14 protein-coding genes are annotated in these 16,337 nt (G+C 43.1%); 6 read left to right on the top strand and 8 right to left on the bottom strand.

The features are described 5' to 3' along the window. Positions 1 to 570 precede the first annotated feature (570 nt). The 3 genes from ssb to N473_RS23415 form a co-directional block, all read right to left on the bottom strand. Positions 571 to 1,230, bottom strand: coding sequence for a single-stranded DNA-binding protein (ssb, locus tag N473_RS23425; protein ID WP_039608145.1), 660 nt, complete (start codon positions 1,228 to 1,230; stop codon positions 571 to 573). A 107-nt stretch (positions 1,231 to 1,337) separates the two neighbouring features. After that, on the bottom strand, positions 1,338 to 2,705 hold the full coding sequence (locus N473_RS23420; RefSeq protein ID WP_039608144.1) for an MFS transporter: 1,368 nt from the start codon (positions 2,703 to 2,705) through the stop codon (positions 1,338 to 1,340). 52 nt (positions 2,706 to 2,757) lie between these two features. Continuing rightward, a complete protein-coding gene (locus tag N473_RS23415) occupies positions 2,758 to 3,447 on the bottom strand; it encodes a substrate-binding periplasmic protein (RefSeq protein ID WP_063370057.1) in 690 nt (229 codons plus the stop codon). Positions 3,448 to 3,866: 419 nt separating this feature from the next. On the opposite strand from N473_RS23415, the gene uvrA reads away from it, so the two are divergent. Both uvrA and N473_RS23405 read left to right on the top strand, forming a co-directional pair. Next, the gene (gene uvrA / locus N473_RS23410) at positions 3,867 to 6,686 is read left to right on the top strand and encodes an excinuclease ABC subunit UvrA (protein WP_063370056.1); all 2,820 of its coding nucleotides are present in this window, start codon (positions 3,867 to 3,869) and stop codon (positions 6,684 to 6,686) included. Between the two features lie 70 nt (positions 6,687 to 6,756). Beyond that, a complete protein-coding gene (locus tag N473_RS23405; RefSeq protein WP_063370055.1) occupies positions 6,757 to 7,806 on the top strand; it encodes a hypothetical protein in 1,050 nt (349 codons plus the stop codon). A 40-nt stretch (positions 7,807 to 7,846) separates the two neighbouring features. On the opposite strand, the gene N473_RS23400 is transcribed toward N473_RS23405, so the two are convergent. Then, entirely contained in the window at positions 7,847 to 8,236 is a 390-nt protein-coding gene (locus N473_RS23400) for an acyl-CoA thioesterase (protein ID WP_063361355.1), read from the bottom strand. A gap of 29 nt (positions 8,237 to 8,265) precedes the next feature. On the opposite strand from N473_RS23400, the gene N473_RS23395 reads away from it, so the two are divergent. Next, a complete protein-coding gene (locus tag N473_RS23395) occupies positions 8,266 to 8,982 on the top strand; it encodes a 2OG-Fe(II) oxygenase (protein WP_063370054.1) in 717 nt (238 codons plus the stop codon). 7 nt (positions 8,983 to 8,989) lie between these two features. Here the strand turns inward: N473_RS23395 and N473_RS23390 are convergent, their stop codons facing one another. Then, positions 8,990 to 9,361: a YacL family protein gene (locus N473_RS23390; RefSeq protein ID WP_063370053.1), complete on the bottom strand. Its 372-nt coding sequence runs from the start codon at positions 9,359 to 9,361 to the stop codon at positions 8,990 to 8,992. A gap of 140 nt (positions 9,362 to 9,501) precedes the next feature. Here N473_RS23390 and N473_RS23385 point away from each other — a divergent pair, with 140 nt between their 5' ends. After that, positions 9,502 to 10,410: an AEC family transporter gene (locus tag N473_RS23385; protein WP_063370052.1), complete on the top strand. Its 909-nt coding sequence runs from the start codon at positions 9,502 to 9,504 to the stop codon at positions 10,408 to 10,410. Positions 10,411 to 10,510: 100 nt separating this feature from the next. Here N473_RS23385 and N473_RS23380 read toward each other — a convergent pair whose 3' ends face one another. Both N473_RS23380 and N473_RS23375 read right to left on the bottom strand, forming a co-directional pair. Next, positions 10,511 to 11,773 (bottom strand): hypothetical protein, encoded by a 1,263-nt coding sequence (locus tag N473_RS23380; protein ID WP_063370051.1) that lies wholly within the window; start codon positions 11,771 to 11,773, stop codon positions 10,511 to 10,513. A gap of 249 nt (positions 11,774 to 12,022) precedes the next feature. Then, positions 12,023 to 12,247 (bottom strand): hypothetical protein, encoded by a 225-nt coding sequence (locus tag N473_RS23375; protein WP_039608137.1) that lies wholly within the window; start codon positions 12,245 to 12,247, stop codon positions 12,023 to 12,025. 312 nt (positions 12,248 to 12,559) lie between these two features. On the opposite strand from N473_RS23375, the gene N473_RS23370 reads away from it, so the two are divergent. Continuing rightward, entirely contained in the window at positions 12,560 to 13,873 is a 1,314-nt protein-coding gene (locus N473_RS23370) for a short-chain fatty acid transporter (protein ID WP_063370050.1), read from the top strand. Here N473_RS23370 and N473_RS23365 read toward each other — a convergent pair. Next, on the bottom strand, positions 13,870 to 14,883 hold the full coding sequence (locus N473_RS23365; protein ID WP_063370049.1) for a site-2 protease family protein: 1,014 nt from the start codon (positions 14,881 to 14,883) through the stop codon (positions 13,870 to 13,872). The two genes, N473_RS23370 and N473_RS23365, sit on opposite strands and share 4 nt — an antisense overlap. 227 nt (positions 14,884 to 15,110) lie before the next feature. Here N473_RS23365 and N473_RS23360 point away from each other — a divergent pair, with 227 nt between their 5' ends. Beyond that, entirely contained in the window at positions 15,111 to 16,319 is a 1,209-nt protein-coding gene (locus N473_RS23360) for an EAL domain-containing protein (RefSeq protein WP_063370048.1), read from the top strand. Positions 16,320 to 16,337: the final 18 nt, after the last annotated feature.

The following is a 16,337-nucleotide window of genomic DNA, read 5'->3' as shown; positions in this document are numbered from 1 at the left end:
GACTATACATAAAACAACATCAATAAAACATCTCAATCACGACGTTTTTTAAAAATGAATCAATAATATTTAACCATATAAATCAAAGCACAAAAAGAAATACACACTTCAAAACCTAGTGAGTTAAACAACTTAATAATACGATATATAACAACACTCTAACCATTACAGAAAACCACCTTTTCTTTAACATAAAAAGCACAGTGTTGTTTTAATGGTAACTCTGTCATACCGATGTAAAATGAAAATGAAGCACACTTAAGTAATCACAGTACATCGCAACCGCTTAATTAGCTCATTACATTCCCACGTGATTCACTCTGTTTCTGCTGTACAAGTACCTGTTAAATAAAACATATCTATGCTTGATATAGGAGGCAGAATTGACTCAATAACATTGGTGTACATTTTACCCATACTGGTTACAGATGATTTAAATAAGATGCAAATGAAGAACTGATATTTTTTTATACAAAAAAGCCCTTTGCAGAGCTCAAAATCGGAACCGATTATTGACATGCGCAAAGGGCTTTCTAAAAACTAATTTTATGACTTTAGACGTACTGGCTCTTAAAACGGAATATCGTCGTCAAAATCTATTGGTGGCTCCATCGGGTTAGAAGCACTACCCTGCTGCTGTGGTGCAAAACCGCCTTGAGACTGACCACCTTGCGCAGGCGCACTCTGTGCTTGTCCACCAAAGTTACTATTTTGTGGCTGAGGCGCACTTTGCTGAGGCGCTTGTTGCTGTGGTGCAAACCCGCCCTGCTGTGCTGCTGGCTGACCATATTGCTGTTGGTTGTTTTGCTGTGGTGCAAAACCACCTTGTTGCTGACCATAACCGCCTTGGTTGCCGCCTGACTGGTATTGACCGCCTTGCTCATTGCGGCCACCTAGCATTTGCATTTGGCCACCCATGTCTACCACTATTTCTGTTGTATACTTGTCTTGACCGCTTTGATCTGTCCACTTACGCGTCTGCAAACGGCCTTCAATATAAACCTGTGAACCCTTACGTAAGTATTCACCAGCCACTTCAGCTAACTTACCGAATAACACAACTCTGTGCCACTCTGTACGCTCTTGCAGCTGACCTGTGTTTTTGTCTTTCCAACTATCAGTGGTTGCAATACTGATATTCGCCACACCGTTACCGTTGGGCATATATCGAACTTCAGGATCTTGGCCTAAGTTACCCACCAAGATTACTTTATTCACACCGCGTGCCATGGCACCCTCTCCTCACACAATTACAAGCATTGCTTAGTTTCATTCTATATATCGATTGTATACCGATTGCACGTCGAATTCGACTCCTCATCGCAACCGAACCCTCGTTATGAAGAATATAAAATTTGCTTAGCTTGGTTTAAATCAAATTTACTTTCATCCACTTTTAAATAAGCGCGATTTTCTTCACTGACTACAGTCGCCTCTAGCACGCCCGGTAATGTAACCAGTTTATCAGCAAGTGTTTGTGCATGCTGGGGTTTATCGAGTTCCGTTACAAAGCTTAACGCTTTACTACGTGGAGGGACTTGCATGCGCCATGCAATAGCCAGCCATATTACCCCAATTCCTGCTGCCGCAGCAAATACAGTTTGCGTTTCGTAATGCTGTGCTAAAAAGCCACCAAGGACGCCCCCTAAAAACGCCCCCAAGAACTGCCCCGATGAAAATACTCCCATCGCTGAGCCTTTTTGCGTTGCTGGAGATATACGAGACACTAACGCTGGCATGGTCGCTTCTAAGAAATTAAATGCAATAAAATACAGAGTCATCGACAAAGCGATCCCCCATAAACTACCCGATAACCAAATCAACAAAAACGTACTCATACTTAATATGGCAATCGCAGCTAAAAATACTTGCTTCTCTTTTTGCTTTTTAATGGCCACTATCATCAAAGGTGCCATCAGGACAAAAGCTAGGATCAGCACTGGAATATAAATTTGCCAGTGAGATTGTGCCTCTAATCCTTCATTGATAAGCTTCGCAGGCAGCACAACAAACAAGGTTGTCAGCGTTAAATGGAGGAGCAACACCCCGATATCCAGTCGTAGTAATTGTGGGTGTTTAATTAAGTTTTTGATATCCCCTAACGATGCGACGGTATCACCTTTCGGTGCTTTATGAACGGCATTTGGCACCACAAACAACACAATTACAATGCCCACCAAAGCCAAAATCGCCGTCAACCAAAATACCCCAGCAATACCAAATGATGCCGCTACCATAGGGCCCACCAGCATTGCCACTGCGAAACTCAAACCTATGCACATGCCAATTACAGCCATCACTTTAGGCCGCTGTTCATCACGACTCAAATCAGATGCCAACGCCAACAGTGCACTGGCAATCGCACCCATCCCTTGCAATGCTCGTCCGGCGGTCACCCAATAAATAGAGTCCGCGGTGGCCGCAATAACAGAACCGATGGCGAACACCACCAGTCCTCCAATAATAATCGGTTTTCGGCCGAATTTGTCTGATAACCACCCCATTGGGATCTGCAGCAATGCTTGGGTCAGACCATACGCGCCAATGGCCAAACCAATCCAAAGCGGCGATACATCTTCGAACGAATCACTATAAATAGCCAGCACAGGCATCAGCATAAATAAGCCAAGCATGCGAAAAGCAAAGACGCCTGCTAGTGAAAAAGCGGCGCGTTTTTCAATTTGGTTTAAAGATTGATTGGACATAAAGTAACGTAAAGTCAAACAGTAAAAAATCGCGAGCTAGTTTAGCAAAAACTCAGTCCAACTGATATTTTTTTAATATTTCACTAAAACGCCCAGTTTTATTCAATCTGTTATACGCGCTTACCAAGTGTTCTAGTTGCTTGTCAGACACACTTTTTTTACTAAAGGCAAAATAGACCGGTGATTGATTCACCACCAGCGGTGCGATTTTTATGGTCATAAAATCAGGGTGATTGGTTGACTGAAAAATAATATTAAACTTTTCTTCTAAAAATCCAGCAATCCGTCCATGTTTGAGCAAACTGAGTTTAGTTTGATTATCAGGAACAAAGATGAATTGGGTTTCATCGCCTAACCGTTTGCTATACCGTTCGGTAAAAGTACGCCCGTAAAATGCGCCTTGCTGTATCGCAACAGGAACAGGTAGAGAAAACAAATCATCCATGCTATCAACGTCAAACAAGCGCTCTGCATTCATCGCAAACACAATGGTTTCCATACGCTGAGGACCCACAAAATAGGCAAAGTTGGTGCGTTCTTGCGTGCGAGTAACGCTAAGTACCAAGTCAATATTACCCGCTTCGAGCATTTTCAATGACCGTCCCCATGGAATACTGACGAACTTATAACTGCACCCAGCCTCGTCCAATAAGGCTTTGGCAAAATCAACATCCATTCCGTGCCAACCCTTTTCTTCATCCAAACGAGATTGCGCGGCGTAATTTTCAAATCGCACCGTCATTTCGCATGCCCACAAAGGCGGTAGAAAAAAAAGACTCAAAAGCAATAAACGCACTTGCACCACTCAGTAGGTGATATTCAAAAATAAGTTTAGTTGTTTATTTTTGCAAAAGCTTAATTTTGTATGTCGGATGCGCTAACATGCACGCTTGTTCCGTCTATTCTTGCAATCAACCTCAGCGAGTGAGCCAGTACATGGCTTAGCACGTATCAAGGGTGGAATAACCGCAGCTTTTAGTATACTGTATGTGTATACAGCTACCCATAATTTAGTTTGCAAACCCTAAGCGTGATCACCTAGGTTAATTAAGTACGTATCAAAGAACACACATTTCACAACGGTGAAATAGCAAACACCATAAATCGGGATATACGTACCAAATAATGGTTGCAAGCACATGAGATTCACATAAGGCCACTATGGATAAAATAGAAGTAAGAGGTGCGCGTACGCACAACCTCAAAGACATCTCTTTAACTATCCCAAGAGACAAGTTAATTGTTATTACTGGACTGTCTGGTTCAGGAAAATCTTCTCTTGCTTTCGATACATTATACGCCGAAGGCCAAAGACGCTATGTCGAGTCTCTCTCCGCTTACGCTAGACAATTTTTATCCTTAATGGAAAAACCCGATGTCGATCACATTGAAGGACTTTCTCCGGCTATCTCTATCGAGCAAAAATCTACGTCGCACAACCCGCGTTCAACAGTAGGCACCATTACTGAGATCTACGACTATTTACGACTTTTATTCGCCCGAGTCGGTGAGCCACGCTGTCCAACACATGATCTGCCACTTAAAGCACAAACAGTCAGCCAGATGGTAGATACCGCACTTGCACAGCCAGAGGGCAGCAAACTTATGTTGCTCGCACCTGTGGTGAAAAACCGTAAAGGTGAACACGTAAAACTGTTGGAACAGCTTGCCAGCCAAGGTTTTATCCGAGCACGTATTGATGGAGAGGTCTGCGATCTCTCTGATCCACCCACATTGGAACTCCACAAAAAGCATACTATTGAAGTCGTCGTTGATCGCTTTAAAGTCAAAGACGGCCTGCAACAGCGATTAGCCGAGTCCTTTGAAACAGCACTTGAATTAGCAGATGGCATTGCGCAAATCGCCAGTATGGATGACCCGGATGCAGAAGATTTAATTTTTTCTGCCAACTTTGCCTGCCCCACTTGTGGCTATGCCATGACCGAATTAGAGCCTCGCCTATTTTCATTTAATAACCCGGCTGGTGCGTGCCAAAGCTGTGATGGCCTTGGTGTAAGACAATACTTTGATCCAAATCGTGTCGTACAAAACCCTGAGCTGAGCTTGGCAGGCGGTGCTATCAAAGGCTGGGATAAACGCAGCTTCTACTATTTTCAGATGCTGACGTCGGTTGCACAACATTATGGATTCGATTTAGACATTCCATTTGGTGAGCTCCCTGCATCCGCACAAAAAGTCGTATTAGAAGGCTCTGGTAAAACGAAGATCGCATTTAGTTACCGCAATGATCGTGGAGACTTAATCACCCGCAATCATGAGTTTGAAGGCGTTTTAAATAATATGAATCGCCGTTATCACGAAACTGAGTCTACCTCAGTGCGTGAAGAGCTCGCTAAATACCAAACCAGCCAAGCCTGTCCTAGCTGTAATGGCTCGCGACTGAGAGAAGAAGCAAGACATGTATTTATTGGTGATACCAACCTACCGGTCGTGACTACCATGAGCATTGGCGAAGCATGTCAGTTCTTTGAAGATCTCACTTTGTCAGGTCAAAAAGCACAAATCGCAGAAAAGGTACTCAAAGAAATCCGCGACAGACTGTCTTTTTTAATTAACGTTGGCCTCAATTATCTCTCTCTTGAACGCAGTGCTGACACTCTGTCGGGTGGTGAGGCACAAAGGATCCGGTTAGCAAGCCAAATTGGTGCAGGTCTAGTTGGTGTCATGTACGTCCTCGATGAGCCTTCCATAGGCTTACATCAAAGAGATAACGACAGACTCCTTAGTACACTAACACACCTGCGCGATTTAGGTAATACGGTTATCGTAGTTGAACATGACGAAGATGCCATTCGCGCAGCTGATCACATTATCGATATTGGCCCAGGCGCAGGTGTGCACGGCGGCCATGTGGTTGCTGAAGGTGCTCGTGATGACATCATTGCAAACAAAGACTCGTTAACAGGTCAATACTTGGCGGGTACCAAGCAAATTGTCGTGCCACAGGAGCGTCACCAACCAAACGATAAATGGTTGGAGTTGTTTGGAGCCACTGGGAATAACTTAAAAAATGTCGATTTAAAGATACCATTCGGTTTGATGACGTGTGTCACAGGTGTATCTGGCTCTGGCAAATCAACACTGATCAATGACACCCTTTACAAACTTGCACATCGCGCATTGAACGGTGCCACGGTGTCAGAACCCGCTCCACATAAAGACATTCAAGGCTTAGATCATTTTGATAAAGTCATCGACATTGATCAAAGCCCAATTGGCCGCACACCTCGCTCTAATCCAGCAACATATACTGGGATCTTCACCGCGATCCGAGAGTTATTTGCAGGTACCCAAGAGGCACGCTCCCGCGGCTACAAAGTCGGGCGCTTTAGCTTCAATGTGAAAGGCGGACGCTGTGAAGCTTGTCAGGGTGACGGCGTATTAAAAGTTGAAATGCACTTTTTACCGGATGTATATGTCCCTTGTGATGTATGTACAGGTAAACGCTACAATCGAGAAACACTGGAAGTGCTCTACAAGGGTAAAAACATTCATGAAGTACTCGAGATGACGGTAGAAGATGCGCGCGAGTTCTTTGATAAGATCCCAGCGATTAAACGCAAGCTGCAAACATTGATGGATGTTGGTTTGTCTTATATCCGACTTGGTCAAGCTGCAACAACACTCTCAGGTGGTGAAGCTCAGCGAGTTAAGTTAGCAAGAGAGCTTTCAAAACGTGATACAGGTAAAACCCTATATATTCTTGATGAGCCAACCACAGGTTTGCACTTCCATGATATTCAACAATTATTGGTAGTCCTGCACCGTTTACGCGATCATGGCAATACCGTGGTCGTGATCGAGCATAACTTAGATGTAATAAAAACCGCAGACTGGATTGTCGATCTTGGCCCTGAAGGTGGCTCAGGTGGTGGACAAATTTTAGTGTCAGGCACACCTGAAGACGTCGCGCAACACCCGCAATCACACACTGGTCGTTATCTTAGCCCTATGTTATAACTATCCAGTTGCAGTGGTAATACATTTACCACTGCAACTTAGTTTTAAACAGTAGGGAATTAAAATAACAATGAATCACCCCGCATGGACCACAGTTAAGCAAACAGCCAAAAAGATCAGTGCCCCGTTTGAGCGTTTTTGGCACTCACTAAATACACCGCAAAGACTTTACTTCTCGTCCCTATTTCTCAGTATCTACGCCATTATTTTTGCTAATCAAGACAATGCTGGCTGGTTTAACTTGGTAGCAGTGCTGGTACTGTGTGCCATGATCTACGAGTTTTGGCCAAAATTTTTAGTGTTTTGGGAGAGCTTGCCAGGTAAAGCGATTATTTTACTCTTTTATGCCTTTATCGCTAACTATGCATTAGTGCAAGCCGCAGGCATGATCAATGACATTACCGGTGTCAGTTCAGATCCCCTGCCCTACAGTCACAACCTCAGTGTGCTGCTCTCATTGCCAACCTGGTTTTTTCTCACCACCATCGTACTGCTGTTGCTGTTGCAAATTATTCAGCCGTTATATTTGTTAGCGCTGATATTATTGAGACCATTTGGCTTGCACCGCATTTGGCAACCTGCAGATTATAAATTTCCAGTCACCACAGGGATGCTACGTTTCATCTTTAGCTTATTTATTCTTGTACAAGTCGCTAATTTATTATCACACACAGGCTTGTCTGGCGGTGTAAACCAATTTCTCAGAGGGTGGTTTGAAATCATTAGTAACCGACCCGTTACTGTTGCAGTGTCAAATAATGAAACTCCGCAAACCAATGCTGTTAATCTCTTAAAAGTTGAGCCCGCAGAGAGCGTTGAGGAAGATCCTGACTTTGAAGCGTTTAAAGTGAGAATTTCAACCGTCAGTGAAAACACGGTGAAATACGAAACCCATTTAAAACGTATATTAGCGCACTTTATTTATGAATATGAGGCCGACTCGCACTCGCGCTGTGAGCATGCACCCGGGACACGTATCATAGAGCTAAATGATTATGAGATATTGCAAATCACCAAACTAGATGATGCCAATACCTTATCGAGCTACCAATATGATGTACTCCCTTGTATTTCTGCTGCGCTGGGGCATCAATTTAAAACACACATTACCACCAAGTAACCCTTAGATGGCGCTGTTTATACAGCGCCACATGACCACTTTACAAAAGATACGCTGACAATGCCTCGCGCTCAGCATCACTTAAAAGCTCAGAAGACTTGCTTGCAAAATCATAACGCACCATAACTGTACGTCCTTCTGCACAGCATTCACCGTGTTGCCAAGCTTGCTGCAAAATCACAAAGGAGCTATTTCCTAGCTTTTCAATCATGGTTTTGACTTCCACTTCTTGGCCATAAAAAAGCTCTCCTTTGAAGACAACTTCTACCTTGGCGACAATCAGTTTCCAGTTATGTGGATTTAAATCAGGTGTAAATATTTTGAAAATAGGTGCTCTAGCAGCTTCAAACCACACAGGGAGTACGGTATTGTTTATATGGCCAAGCACATCGGTTTCACTGAAGCGTGGCATGATTTTTTCTGTAAGCATAATAATTCTAATAACCTTTGAGGATTGAGATGACTGATTTTATTCGCGTTTATGACAATGCACTCAGTGCAGAGTTTTGCAACAAATTTATGCAAACCTTTGATGAAAGTCCACATTTAGCTCAAGGACAAACGTCTGGCGGCGTCGATCTCAGCAAAAAAGTCAGCCAAGATTTGTATCTCAATAATCACCCTGAATATCAGAGTCAACTACGTGAAATCGAGCAAGCCACCTCAAAGTACTTGTTTGAGTACATTGAAGAGCACTTTTTTATGATGCTCGGTGCATTTGGCTTGAATGTCTATCATCCGCAAACGGGCAAACCTGTCAACTTAACCGTAGAAAACTTCGAAGAAGTAGGGAGACCTCAGCTACCCGTTTTAACCCAGCAGCTATTTAGATTAGGCCCTATTCAAGCGCAGAAATACCCTGTGAATAAAGGCGGCTATCCATATTGGCACAGCGAGGTTTATCCACAGCTTCATCATAATGAAGCACTGCACCGTGTACTGTTATTTATGTTTTATCTCAATGATGTAGAAGAAGGGGGAGAAACCGAGTTTTTCTATCAAAATAAAAAGCTTGCACCAAAACAAGGCAGTATGGTCATTGCGCCGAGTTACTTCACCCATACCCACAGAGGCAACATGCCTTTGTCCAATGACAAATATATCTTAACCTCTTGGGTGTTATTTCAAAGAGCTGAGCGCCTCTACGGTGCACCACCGCAAAACGCCACCGCTTAATTGAGAGTTATCTTCGGCCCTGTGTAAACGCTTGCCAATCGAGCATCAGGGCTTGAAAGTCTTCAAAACCACATCCTGCAACAAGTCCATCTTCGTCTAACTCTAAAAAGTCATCCTCATACCGAGATAAATCAACATCATTTTGATACAAAGAGTGCGCTTCAAACAGGGCTTCGTCTTTAGATAAGATCAAACGGACTTCCCGTCCTTCTATACGGATCTCATCCTGACTACTGACGAGACTTTTCATTTGCTCAATAAAGGACTTTACATCGGCAATCGCCAGCTCTTCATTGAGCCAGCGCCCAACTAACGCATGCTCCTGTGACATTCGCACACGATAACCTGTGATTGGATCTCTAATAAACTGATATTCCATACTACTCATACTCACACTGACAGTTTTTTATTATATCGTGTAATGACATCAAATGGGCAAAGATCTGACATACTAAAAAGTCATGAAAAAATCTTTCATGCTCGTATAATGCACCTCTAATTCACTCGCACCGTTTTGCTATGGCCCCTGTTGAAATTCTTTTCCCCCTAATATTTTTGGTCCTTACGGGGTTTGTATGCGGTAAAACCGGTTTTATAGCCACCAACCAGCTTGAAGGGCTCAGACGCTTTATATTTTACTTGGCGATCCCCGTTTTTTTATTTCTTAATATGTACCAAGCAGACCTATCAAAGGTGGCGTCAGCAAAACTATTGCTGGCTTTTTATCTCCCTGTCGCGACCTGTTACTTCTTAGTGTTATTTGCAAAATGGATAACGCATAGGCACGCACTGAATGAAGCTGCCATGTGGGGACTGAGCGGTACCTACTCAAATACTGTGCTGGTAGGTTTACCGGTTATTATTGCCGCCCTTGGTAAGGATGCGGGCGCTATGGTCTTTATGATCATCACTTTCCACAGTGCCATGTTATTTGCACTGAGTTTTTTATTTTCAAGCACGTTAAAGCAATCCTTAGTCAGTACATTCAAACCCTTATTCATCAATCCCATTGTATTGAGTATTAGTCTTGGGTTGTTACTAAATGCACTTGAGCTTTCTATTCCTAAATTAATGCTCTCTGGATTGGATTGGCTGGCCAAACCTGCCATTGCAGGGGCGCTGTTTGTTCTGGGGGTAAGTTTGGTGCAATATTCACTACAACAAGCATGGCAAAGTGCACTCATTTTAAGCCTCGTGAAGCTACTACTTTTACCTGCTATGGTCTGGGGGTTTGCTTCTGGACTCGCGCTGCCAACGATGCAAATCTCAGTGCTCACTTTAATGGCCGCATCTCCACTTGGGGTGAATGCTTATCTTGTCGCTAGACAGCAACAATGCGCGCAAGCAACACTTGCCAGCAGCGTGGTTATGTCCACTCTGCTCAGCCCACTGACTATGAGTCTTTGGCTTTACTGGCTTGTCCTTTAATACGGTTGAATTAGGGTTGCAAAAACCACCTACGCAACCCTCTTAATTTTACGATTGAATAAGCTCCTCAACACGATCCTATGGGATAGCAATGACTCGTTTATTCAAGTACAAGCTCAAACTCACCTTCAAGCTGTTCATCAACAGCCGTTGAACTTGGTAAAGTTAAATCGAAAGTCCCTTTGAAATTCACAGGGGTATTTCCAAATTCGAATTTTAAGAGGCCACGAGAAGCCTCACCACCGAGCTCTGCATAACTACCTGATTGAATAATAGCTTTATTTTCAGCACCAATAATACCACCTATTGAAACAAGGAAGTCATCGGTTGCACCCTCAAAGCTAAACAGCACCTCAAAATCATTGCCTTCATATTCAGTAATTAGGCGAAAAGCAGTCGCGTCAACACTGACCAGTACTTCATTATCCTGGTTAATTGACTCAACTTCAGTTGAAACGACAACACCACATGCACTGTTATCGAGCTTAGGGTAATTATCAAAATTGATAGTTAAGTTACCAAAATTAGTGATCGACTCTGCACTTTTTTGTTTGAATGTACTTTGACCAATGACTATATCATCACACTTTTCTACAACAGAGAAACTGCCATCTTTTTGGAAAAACTGTCGCGTTCTATTGCCAGAGTCACAACTTACACTGGCAAATACTGAAGCGAGATCAACGGAAGTCAAATCCTCAAAACCACAATAATTAGTGTCAATCGTCTGATTATTTTGATCAATCGCTCCTAAGATAAATGAACGCGTAAGCTCCGTATGAATCGCTGTATATGTATTATCTAACTGAGCTTGCTTGGTATATTGGTTTTGTGTTTCTATCCAAGTACTCCCAGCCACCATCGCAGACATATCGATTTCTGTGACGATAGTGCCCAGCTCGCTTTGCGGCCCTGTCGTCGGCTCAGTAGGCGTTAAATCAGCTACATTAACCGTTAAGAATTGATCTTGAAAGCCAAAAGTATTAGCTTCACTACTGTCCGACAATGACACCCTGACCTGAACTGTGCGGCGACCGTCTACTTCAGGGGCAGTGAACGAAATCGTATCAGAACCCTGACCTGAGATTGTTAAAGGCTGATTGTCAAAACTGACTTGCCAGTCAAATTTTAAATCTGATGCACCACTTCCCTTTGTATTAAGCGATAAGCGAACTTGCTCGCCTTCATTAACGTCAACAAACGAAGGTAATGCCTGATAAGTAATTGTTTGTGTCGTTACTGCTGGAGTGGTGTCATTTGACCCCCCCGAACCACCACCACATGCACTCAGAGATAACGCAACTGCAGCGGTTAATGCCAGCTTTTTAGTCATCATGACCTGTTTTTCAATTGTAGACTGCATTGAAATTTCCTATCTATTAAAATCCAGCCATATGGTATTGCAAGGCCAGCTACGTAACAACATGCAAAGCAGATTAAACTCGCTGATTTGTAAATAGATTTAAACAAGAGGAAAAGAAAAGCGTATTAAGCCTAAACAAGCCATGTGTTGTTCAAAGTGTCTCTGGATGACAATCAACCTGCCAAGCTCAGTGGTATAACTCTATCCATACAACTGAGCTAGTTGTCTCTATTTATGTAGCTATCTAAGCTAATCTCGAGGAGAGTACTTAGCAGCATCAATAATTGCCCACAAGTGAACAACTGCTGCAATAATCGCTGGTACCACTAAAAACCACAGTGCATAACCACCTACCGTAATAATCGCAAAAATAATCGCAGCTAATATACGGCCTTGTACGAGTTGGCCCAACCCAGGAAAAAATATATTACATATCGCTGCAATAACATTACCGCCAGAACCTTGTCCTGCCATAAATACCTCTCTTTGTTGTATGTTTATTCTAAAAACATCACATTGTGACAGAGTGTGCAGAAGCTCCTTGCTTCATTCACTATGTATAATCTTAATCACAATGTATGCCAATTTTTTAATTCAAATATATCAATAACTTATATAAATAAAAACAACTTTACACGACTAACTTTAGTCTAAAAGACTAACTATTAGCGATTTCGTTAGTTATATTACTCAATATGACCACTTTAGCTTAGCACGCCCATTGGTATTCACTGAGTGATATACACCGTGCCATGCGAGTCGAAATAATAAAAACAGGACTTTAACATGCTAAATAGAATCACCCGACCACTCAGTAGCGCGGTAGAGCGTTACCTACCCGACCCCTTTGTTTTTGTCATTATACTAACCTTATTTGTGATGTTTATGGCAACTCTTTTCACACCAGTCACACCAATTGAAACCATCCAAATTTGGGGAGCTGGGTTGTGGAATTTAATGACATTCGCCATGCAAATGTTATTAGTGTTGATCGCGGGATTTATGCTGGCAAATACGCCAATATGCGGCAAGTTTCTGAATCGACTTGCTAAGCTCGCAACATCTCCAGGCCAAGCCATCTTGCTCGTTACACTGATCTCCATGCTCGCAAGTTGGCTAAACTGGGGGTTTGGATTAGTCATCGGTGCATTGTTTGCAAAAGCGCTGGCTCGACAGATAAAAGTCGACTATCGCGTACTCATTGCTAGCGCTTATTCTGGCTTTATTGTTTGGCATGGTGGACTAGCTGGCTCAGTGCCGCTTACGATTGCTTCTGAGGGACACTTTGCCGAGTCACAAATTGGCATCATAACCACTGAACAGACTATTTTCTCCTATTTTAACCTGTTGTTACTCGCAGTGATGGTGGTGGTTTTACCGCTGTTAAACCGCGCGATGCTACCGCCAAAAAGTGAGCAAGTTTTAGTCGATAAAAGTAAATTACAAAGTACACAGAAAGTAGTACCCAAACACACACTCACCCCAGCAGAGCGCTTAGAGCACAGTCCTTTCCTAGGTGGACTCATCGGGCTCATTGGATGTGGTTATTTAGGCTATTACTTCCTCGTTGAAAATGGGGGGCTCAACCTCAATATCATCATCGCATTATTTTTATTTTTAGCCATTCTTTTACATGGCTCCGCTACACAGATACTCAATTCACTGCAAGACGCCATCAAAGGAGGAGCTGGTATTGTGATCCAATTCCCATTCTATGCAGGGATAATGGCCATCATGGTACAAACAGGCCTAGCAGAGCAAATCTCTGCAGGATTTGTCTCTATCAGCAGCGCCCAAAGCTTACCTTTTTGGAGTTTTTTAAGTGCGGGCTTGGTAAATATTTTTGTGCCCTCAGGGGGTGGCCAATGGGCGGTGCAAGCACCTATCGTGATCCCTGCGGCTCAAGCACTGGAGGCAGATATCGCTCGTGTTGCCATGGCCGTGGCATGGGGAGATGCATGGACTAATTTAATTCAACCATTTTGGGCGCTGCCTGTACTCGCCATCGCAGGTCTTAAAGCTCGAGATATCATGGGATTTTGCCTGTTACAGCTCGTGGTAACAGGCATTGTTATTGCGACGGTTTTAACGTTTGTTTAGCTAGATAACACCTTCACTGGCAGACTCAGAATGACGTTATCTGAGTCTGCGAAGTGCCACATCACGGCAATATGTCCCACCGCAACCAGCACATATAATGCCGCAGACACAATTTGTCCATAGCGATCTAATGGCAATAAATGTGTTTGGTGTCTACTGCGCCACTCCAATAAAATCTCTATGCTACCAATAAAAATAAACACGACCAGCAACATTAAGCCAAATTCATAACTAACCCATAACCCCAGTGCAAGTCCACCTAGACACGCCATAAGCCCAACCCAAGAACGCATGGAAAAGCTAATACTCTTCAACACATGCCCCCCATCTAATGGCAGAATAGGCAATAAATTCAAGAGGTTTAGCAATGCACTTAATACGGCGACACCTGCGAAAATTTCAGCCTCGGTGATATAGTATAAAACCATCCCCAATATCGAAGTGAACAAACCAAATGCAGGCCCCATCAAGGAAATAATCACATCCTGCCAGCGTGTCGTCATTTTGTCTTCACTCATGGCTAACCCCCCAACAAATGGGATCAGGTAAAACCCTTTGGTTTTTAGCCCAAAGTATTTCATCGCTCGCACATGGCCGTATTCATGAACAACTAGGCAAACCACTAACATCAAAGCAAACTGCCATGAGAATAGCCATGCATAGCCCGCCACCGAAGCGCCAATGAGCGCCGTTTTTATCACCTTAGCGCTTTTAAATAGCTTAATGCCCAATACAGCTAAGCCTAACCAATTACCTCGTCGTTTACCCTCAGCATGGGGGACTTCCACCCATTGCCATGGTGACTGATCAACGGAGATGGCAAGCGCGTTTGTGTGGAGTTCGGAGGTATCGAGTTGCAGCTGATGATCGCCCAGTTCAACCCACAATTGATGTTCACTATGTGTCTCTATGGGAACTGATTGCTGTTCTTTGTATATCTGCACTACTTTTTGCTGATTTATCATGACAGAAATCATCATGTCACCAATGGGGAGTTCAATTCTTGTCATTATGCTCACTGCACTCTCGAAATTTCTCTTATTATCGCCAATTCTCAGTATCTATTGAAGAGACATTGGGTGAATTATTACTAAGTTGTACTACGCTTATGGAGTTGTTTAGAGACACACTTTATGATCAGTTTGAAATACTTTGGTCATAATTTGAAATCAGCAAAGCTGGTAGGGTTTTAAGCCTAACGAGCAAATATACAATTCAGCCCTAGGGACAGGAAATTATGAACAATCGTAGCCGACGTATACTTGTTGTAGATGACTCCCAAGCAATTCTTGTCGTGATGCAGGCTATCCTCTCTGAGCTCGATGTCGAATATATTACTGTCGTCGATAGCGCTGTAAAAGCATTAGAAAAAATACGTCAGTCCCCTCACCCTTTTGATGCCATTTTTACCGATCTCAATATGCCAGAAATGGATGGGATGGAGTTTATTCGCCATTTGGGGGAATTACATTACCCCGGAGGGATCATTATTATTTCAGAAATGGAAAATCGCATCATCGATCTTGCGGCAAATTTAGCAAGGCAGCACTGTACCCACTTAATTGGCAATATTGCCAAACCAGTACAGCTACTAGATGTTGAAAGGAATTTAAAAAAGCTCGATAGTTTTGTTGGGACAGAAGAAGAGTATGAGCAACCTATCTCGGAAGATAAGCTGCTTGAGGCCATCAGCCAGCATGAGATCACCCCTTTTTATCAACCAAAGGTGCACCGTGGTACCAAGCAAATCAAAAGTATCGAAGTACTTGCGCGTATCGTGTCCAAGGACCAAGGGCAAGTGATGCTACCCAAGCGCTTTATTGGCGTTGCCGAAGATCTTGATTTAGTGAACTTACTCACTTTTCAACTATTTGAGAAAGCCGCAACCGAATTTCAATTGATCAGGAACGAATTAAATTACCCCTTTAAGTTGGCATTTAATCTTTCCCCCATACAGCTTAATGATACTAGCTGCCCAGACAAACTCGCTTTGATATTAGAGCTTAACCGCCTAAAGCCACAGGAAGTCATTGTCGAAATTACCGAAAACCAACCAATTGTGACCAGCTTACAACTCGAGACCATTAATCGCTTAAGATTGCGTGGCTTTGATCTTGCATTAGATGATTTTGGCACGGGTTTTACCAATATTCATCAACTTAAAACACTGCCCTTTACTGAAATCAAAATTGACCGTTCGTTGATCACGTATATCGAGTCCGATCGCTTTTCACAAGTGTTAGTAGATAGTTTGATAGACATTGCCCAAAACGAGCAACTAGATATCGTTGCAGAAGGTATTGAGCGAATAGAAGAATTGCAATACCTAGAGCGGTATAAATTCAGTTTGCTCATGCAGGGCTATTTGATCAGTCGACCAAAAGCTCTGCATGAGTTCGTACGTTGGATCCATTCATGGCAAAGAATGATCAACTCTAACCCTTAGGCAGGGGCGTACTACACC

Origin of the sequence: Pseudoalteromonas luteoviolacea CPMOR-1, from assembly GCF_001625685.1 — a bacterium.
Lineage (GTDB): Bacteria > Pseudomonadota > Gammaproteobacteria > Enterobacterales > Alteromonadaceae > Pseudoalteromonas > Pseudoalteromonas luteoviolacea_K.
This window is presented reverse-complemented; position numbering and strand designations above follow the sequence as displayed.

Excerpts from the sequence above, each read along its gene's own strand:
- ssb (WP_039608145.1), bottom strand. The coding sequence starts at position 1,230 with ATGGCACGCGGTGTGAATAAAGTAATCTTGGTGGGTAACTTAGGCCAA.
- N473_RS23420 (WP_039608144.1), bottom strand. The coding sequence starts at position 2,705 with ATGTCCAATCAATCTTTAAACCAAATTGAAAAACGCGCCGCTTTTTCA.
- N473_RS23415 (WP_063370057.1), bottom strand. The coding sequence starts at position 3,447 with ATGACGGTGCGATTTGAAAATTACGCCGCGCAATCTCGTTTGGATGAA.
- uvrA (WP_063370056.1), top strand. The coding sequence starts at position 3,867 with ATGGATAAAATAGAAGTAAGAGGTGCGCGTACGCACAACCTCAAAGAC.
- N473_RS23405 (WP_063370055.1), top strand. The coding sequence starts at position 6,757 with ATGAATCACCCCGCATGGACCACAGTTAAGCAAACAGCCAAAAAGATC.
- N473_RS23400 (WP_063361355.1), bottom strand. The coding sequence starts at position 8,236 with ATGCTTACAGAAAAAATCATGCCACGCTTCAGTGAAACCGATGTGCTT.
- N473_RS23395 (WP_063370054.1), top strand. The coding sequence starts at position 8,266 with ATGACTGATTTTATTCGCGTTTATGACAATGCACTCAGTGCAGAGTTT.
- N473_RS23390 (WP_063370053.1), bottom strand. The coding sequence starts at position 9,361 with ATGGAATATCAGTTTATTAGAGATCCAATCACAGGTTATCGTGTGCGA.
- N473_RS23385 (WP_063370052.1), top strand. The coding sequence starts at position 9,502 with ATGGCCCCTGTTGAAATTCTTTTCCCCCTAATATTTTTGGTCCTTACG.
- N473_RS23380 (WP_063370051.1), bottom strand. The coding sequence starts at position 11,773 with ATGCAGTCTACAATTGAAAAACAGGTCATGATGACTAAAAAGCTGGCA.
- N473_RS23375 (WP_039608137.1), bottom strand. The coding sequence starts at position 12,247 with ATGGCAGGACAAGGTTCTGGCGGTAATGTTATTGCAGCGATATGTAAT.
- N473_RS23370 (WP_063370050.1), top strand. The coding sequence starts at position 12,560 with ATGCTAAATAGAATCACCCGACCACTCAGTAGCGCGGTAGAGCGTTAC.
- N473_RS23365 (WP_063370049.1), bottom strand. The coding sequence starts at position 14,883 with ATGACAAGAATTGAACTCCCCATTGGTGACATGATGATTTCTGTCATG.
- N473_RS23360 (WP_063370048.1), top strand. The coding sequence starts at position 15,111 with ATGAACAATCGTAGCCGACGTATACTTGTTGTAGATGACTCCCAAGCA.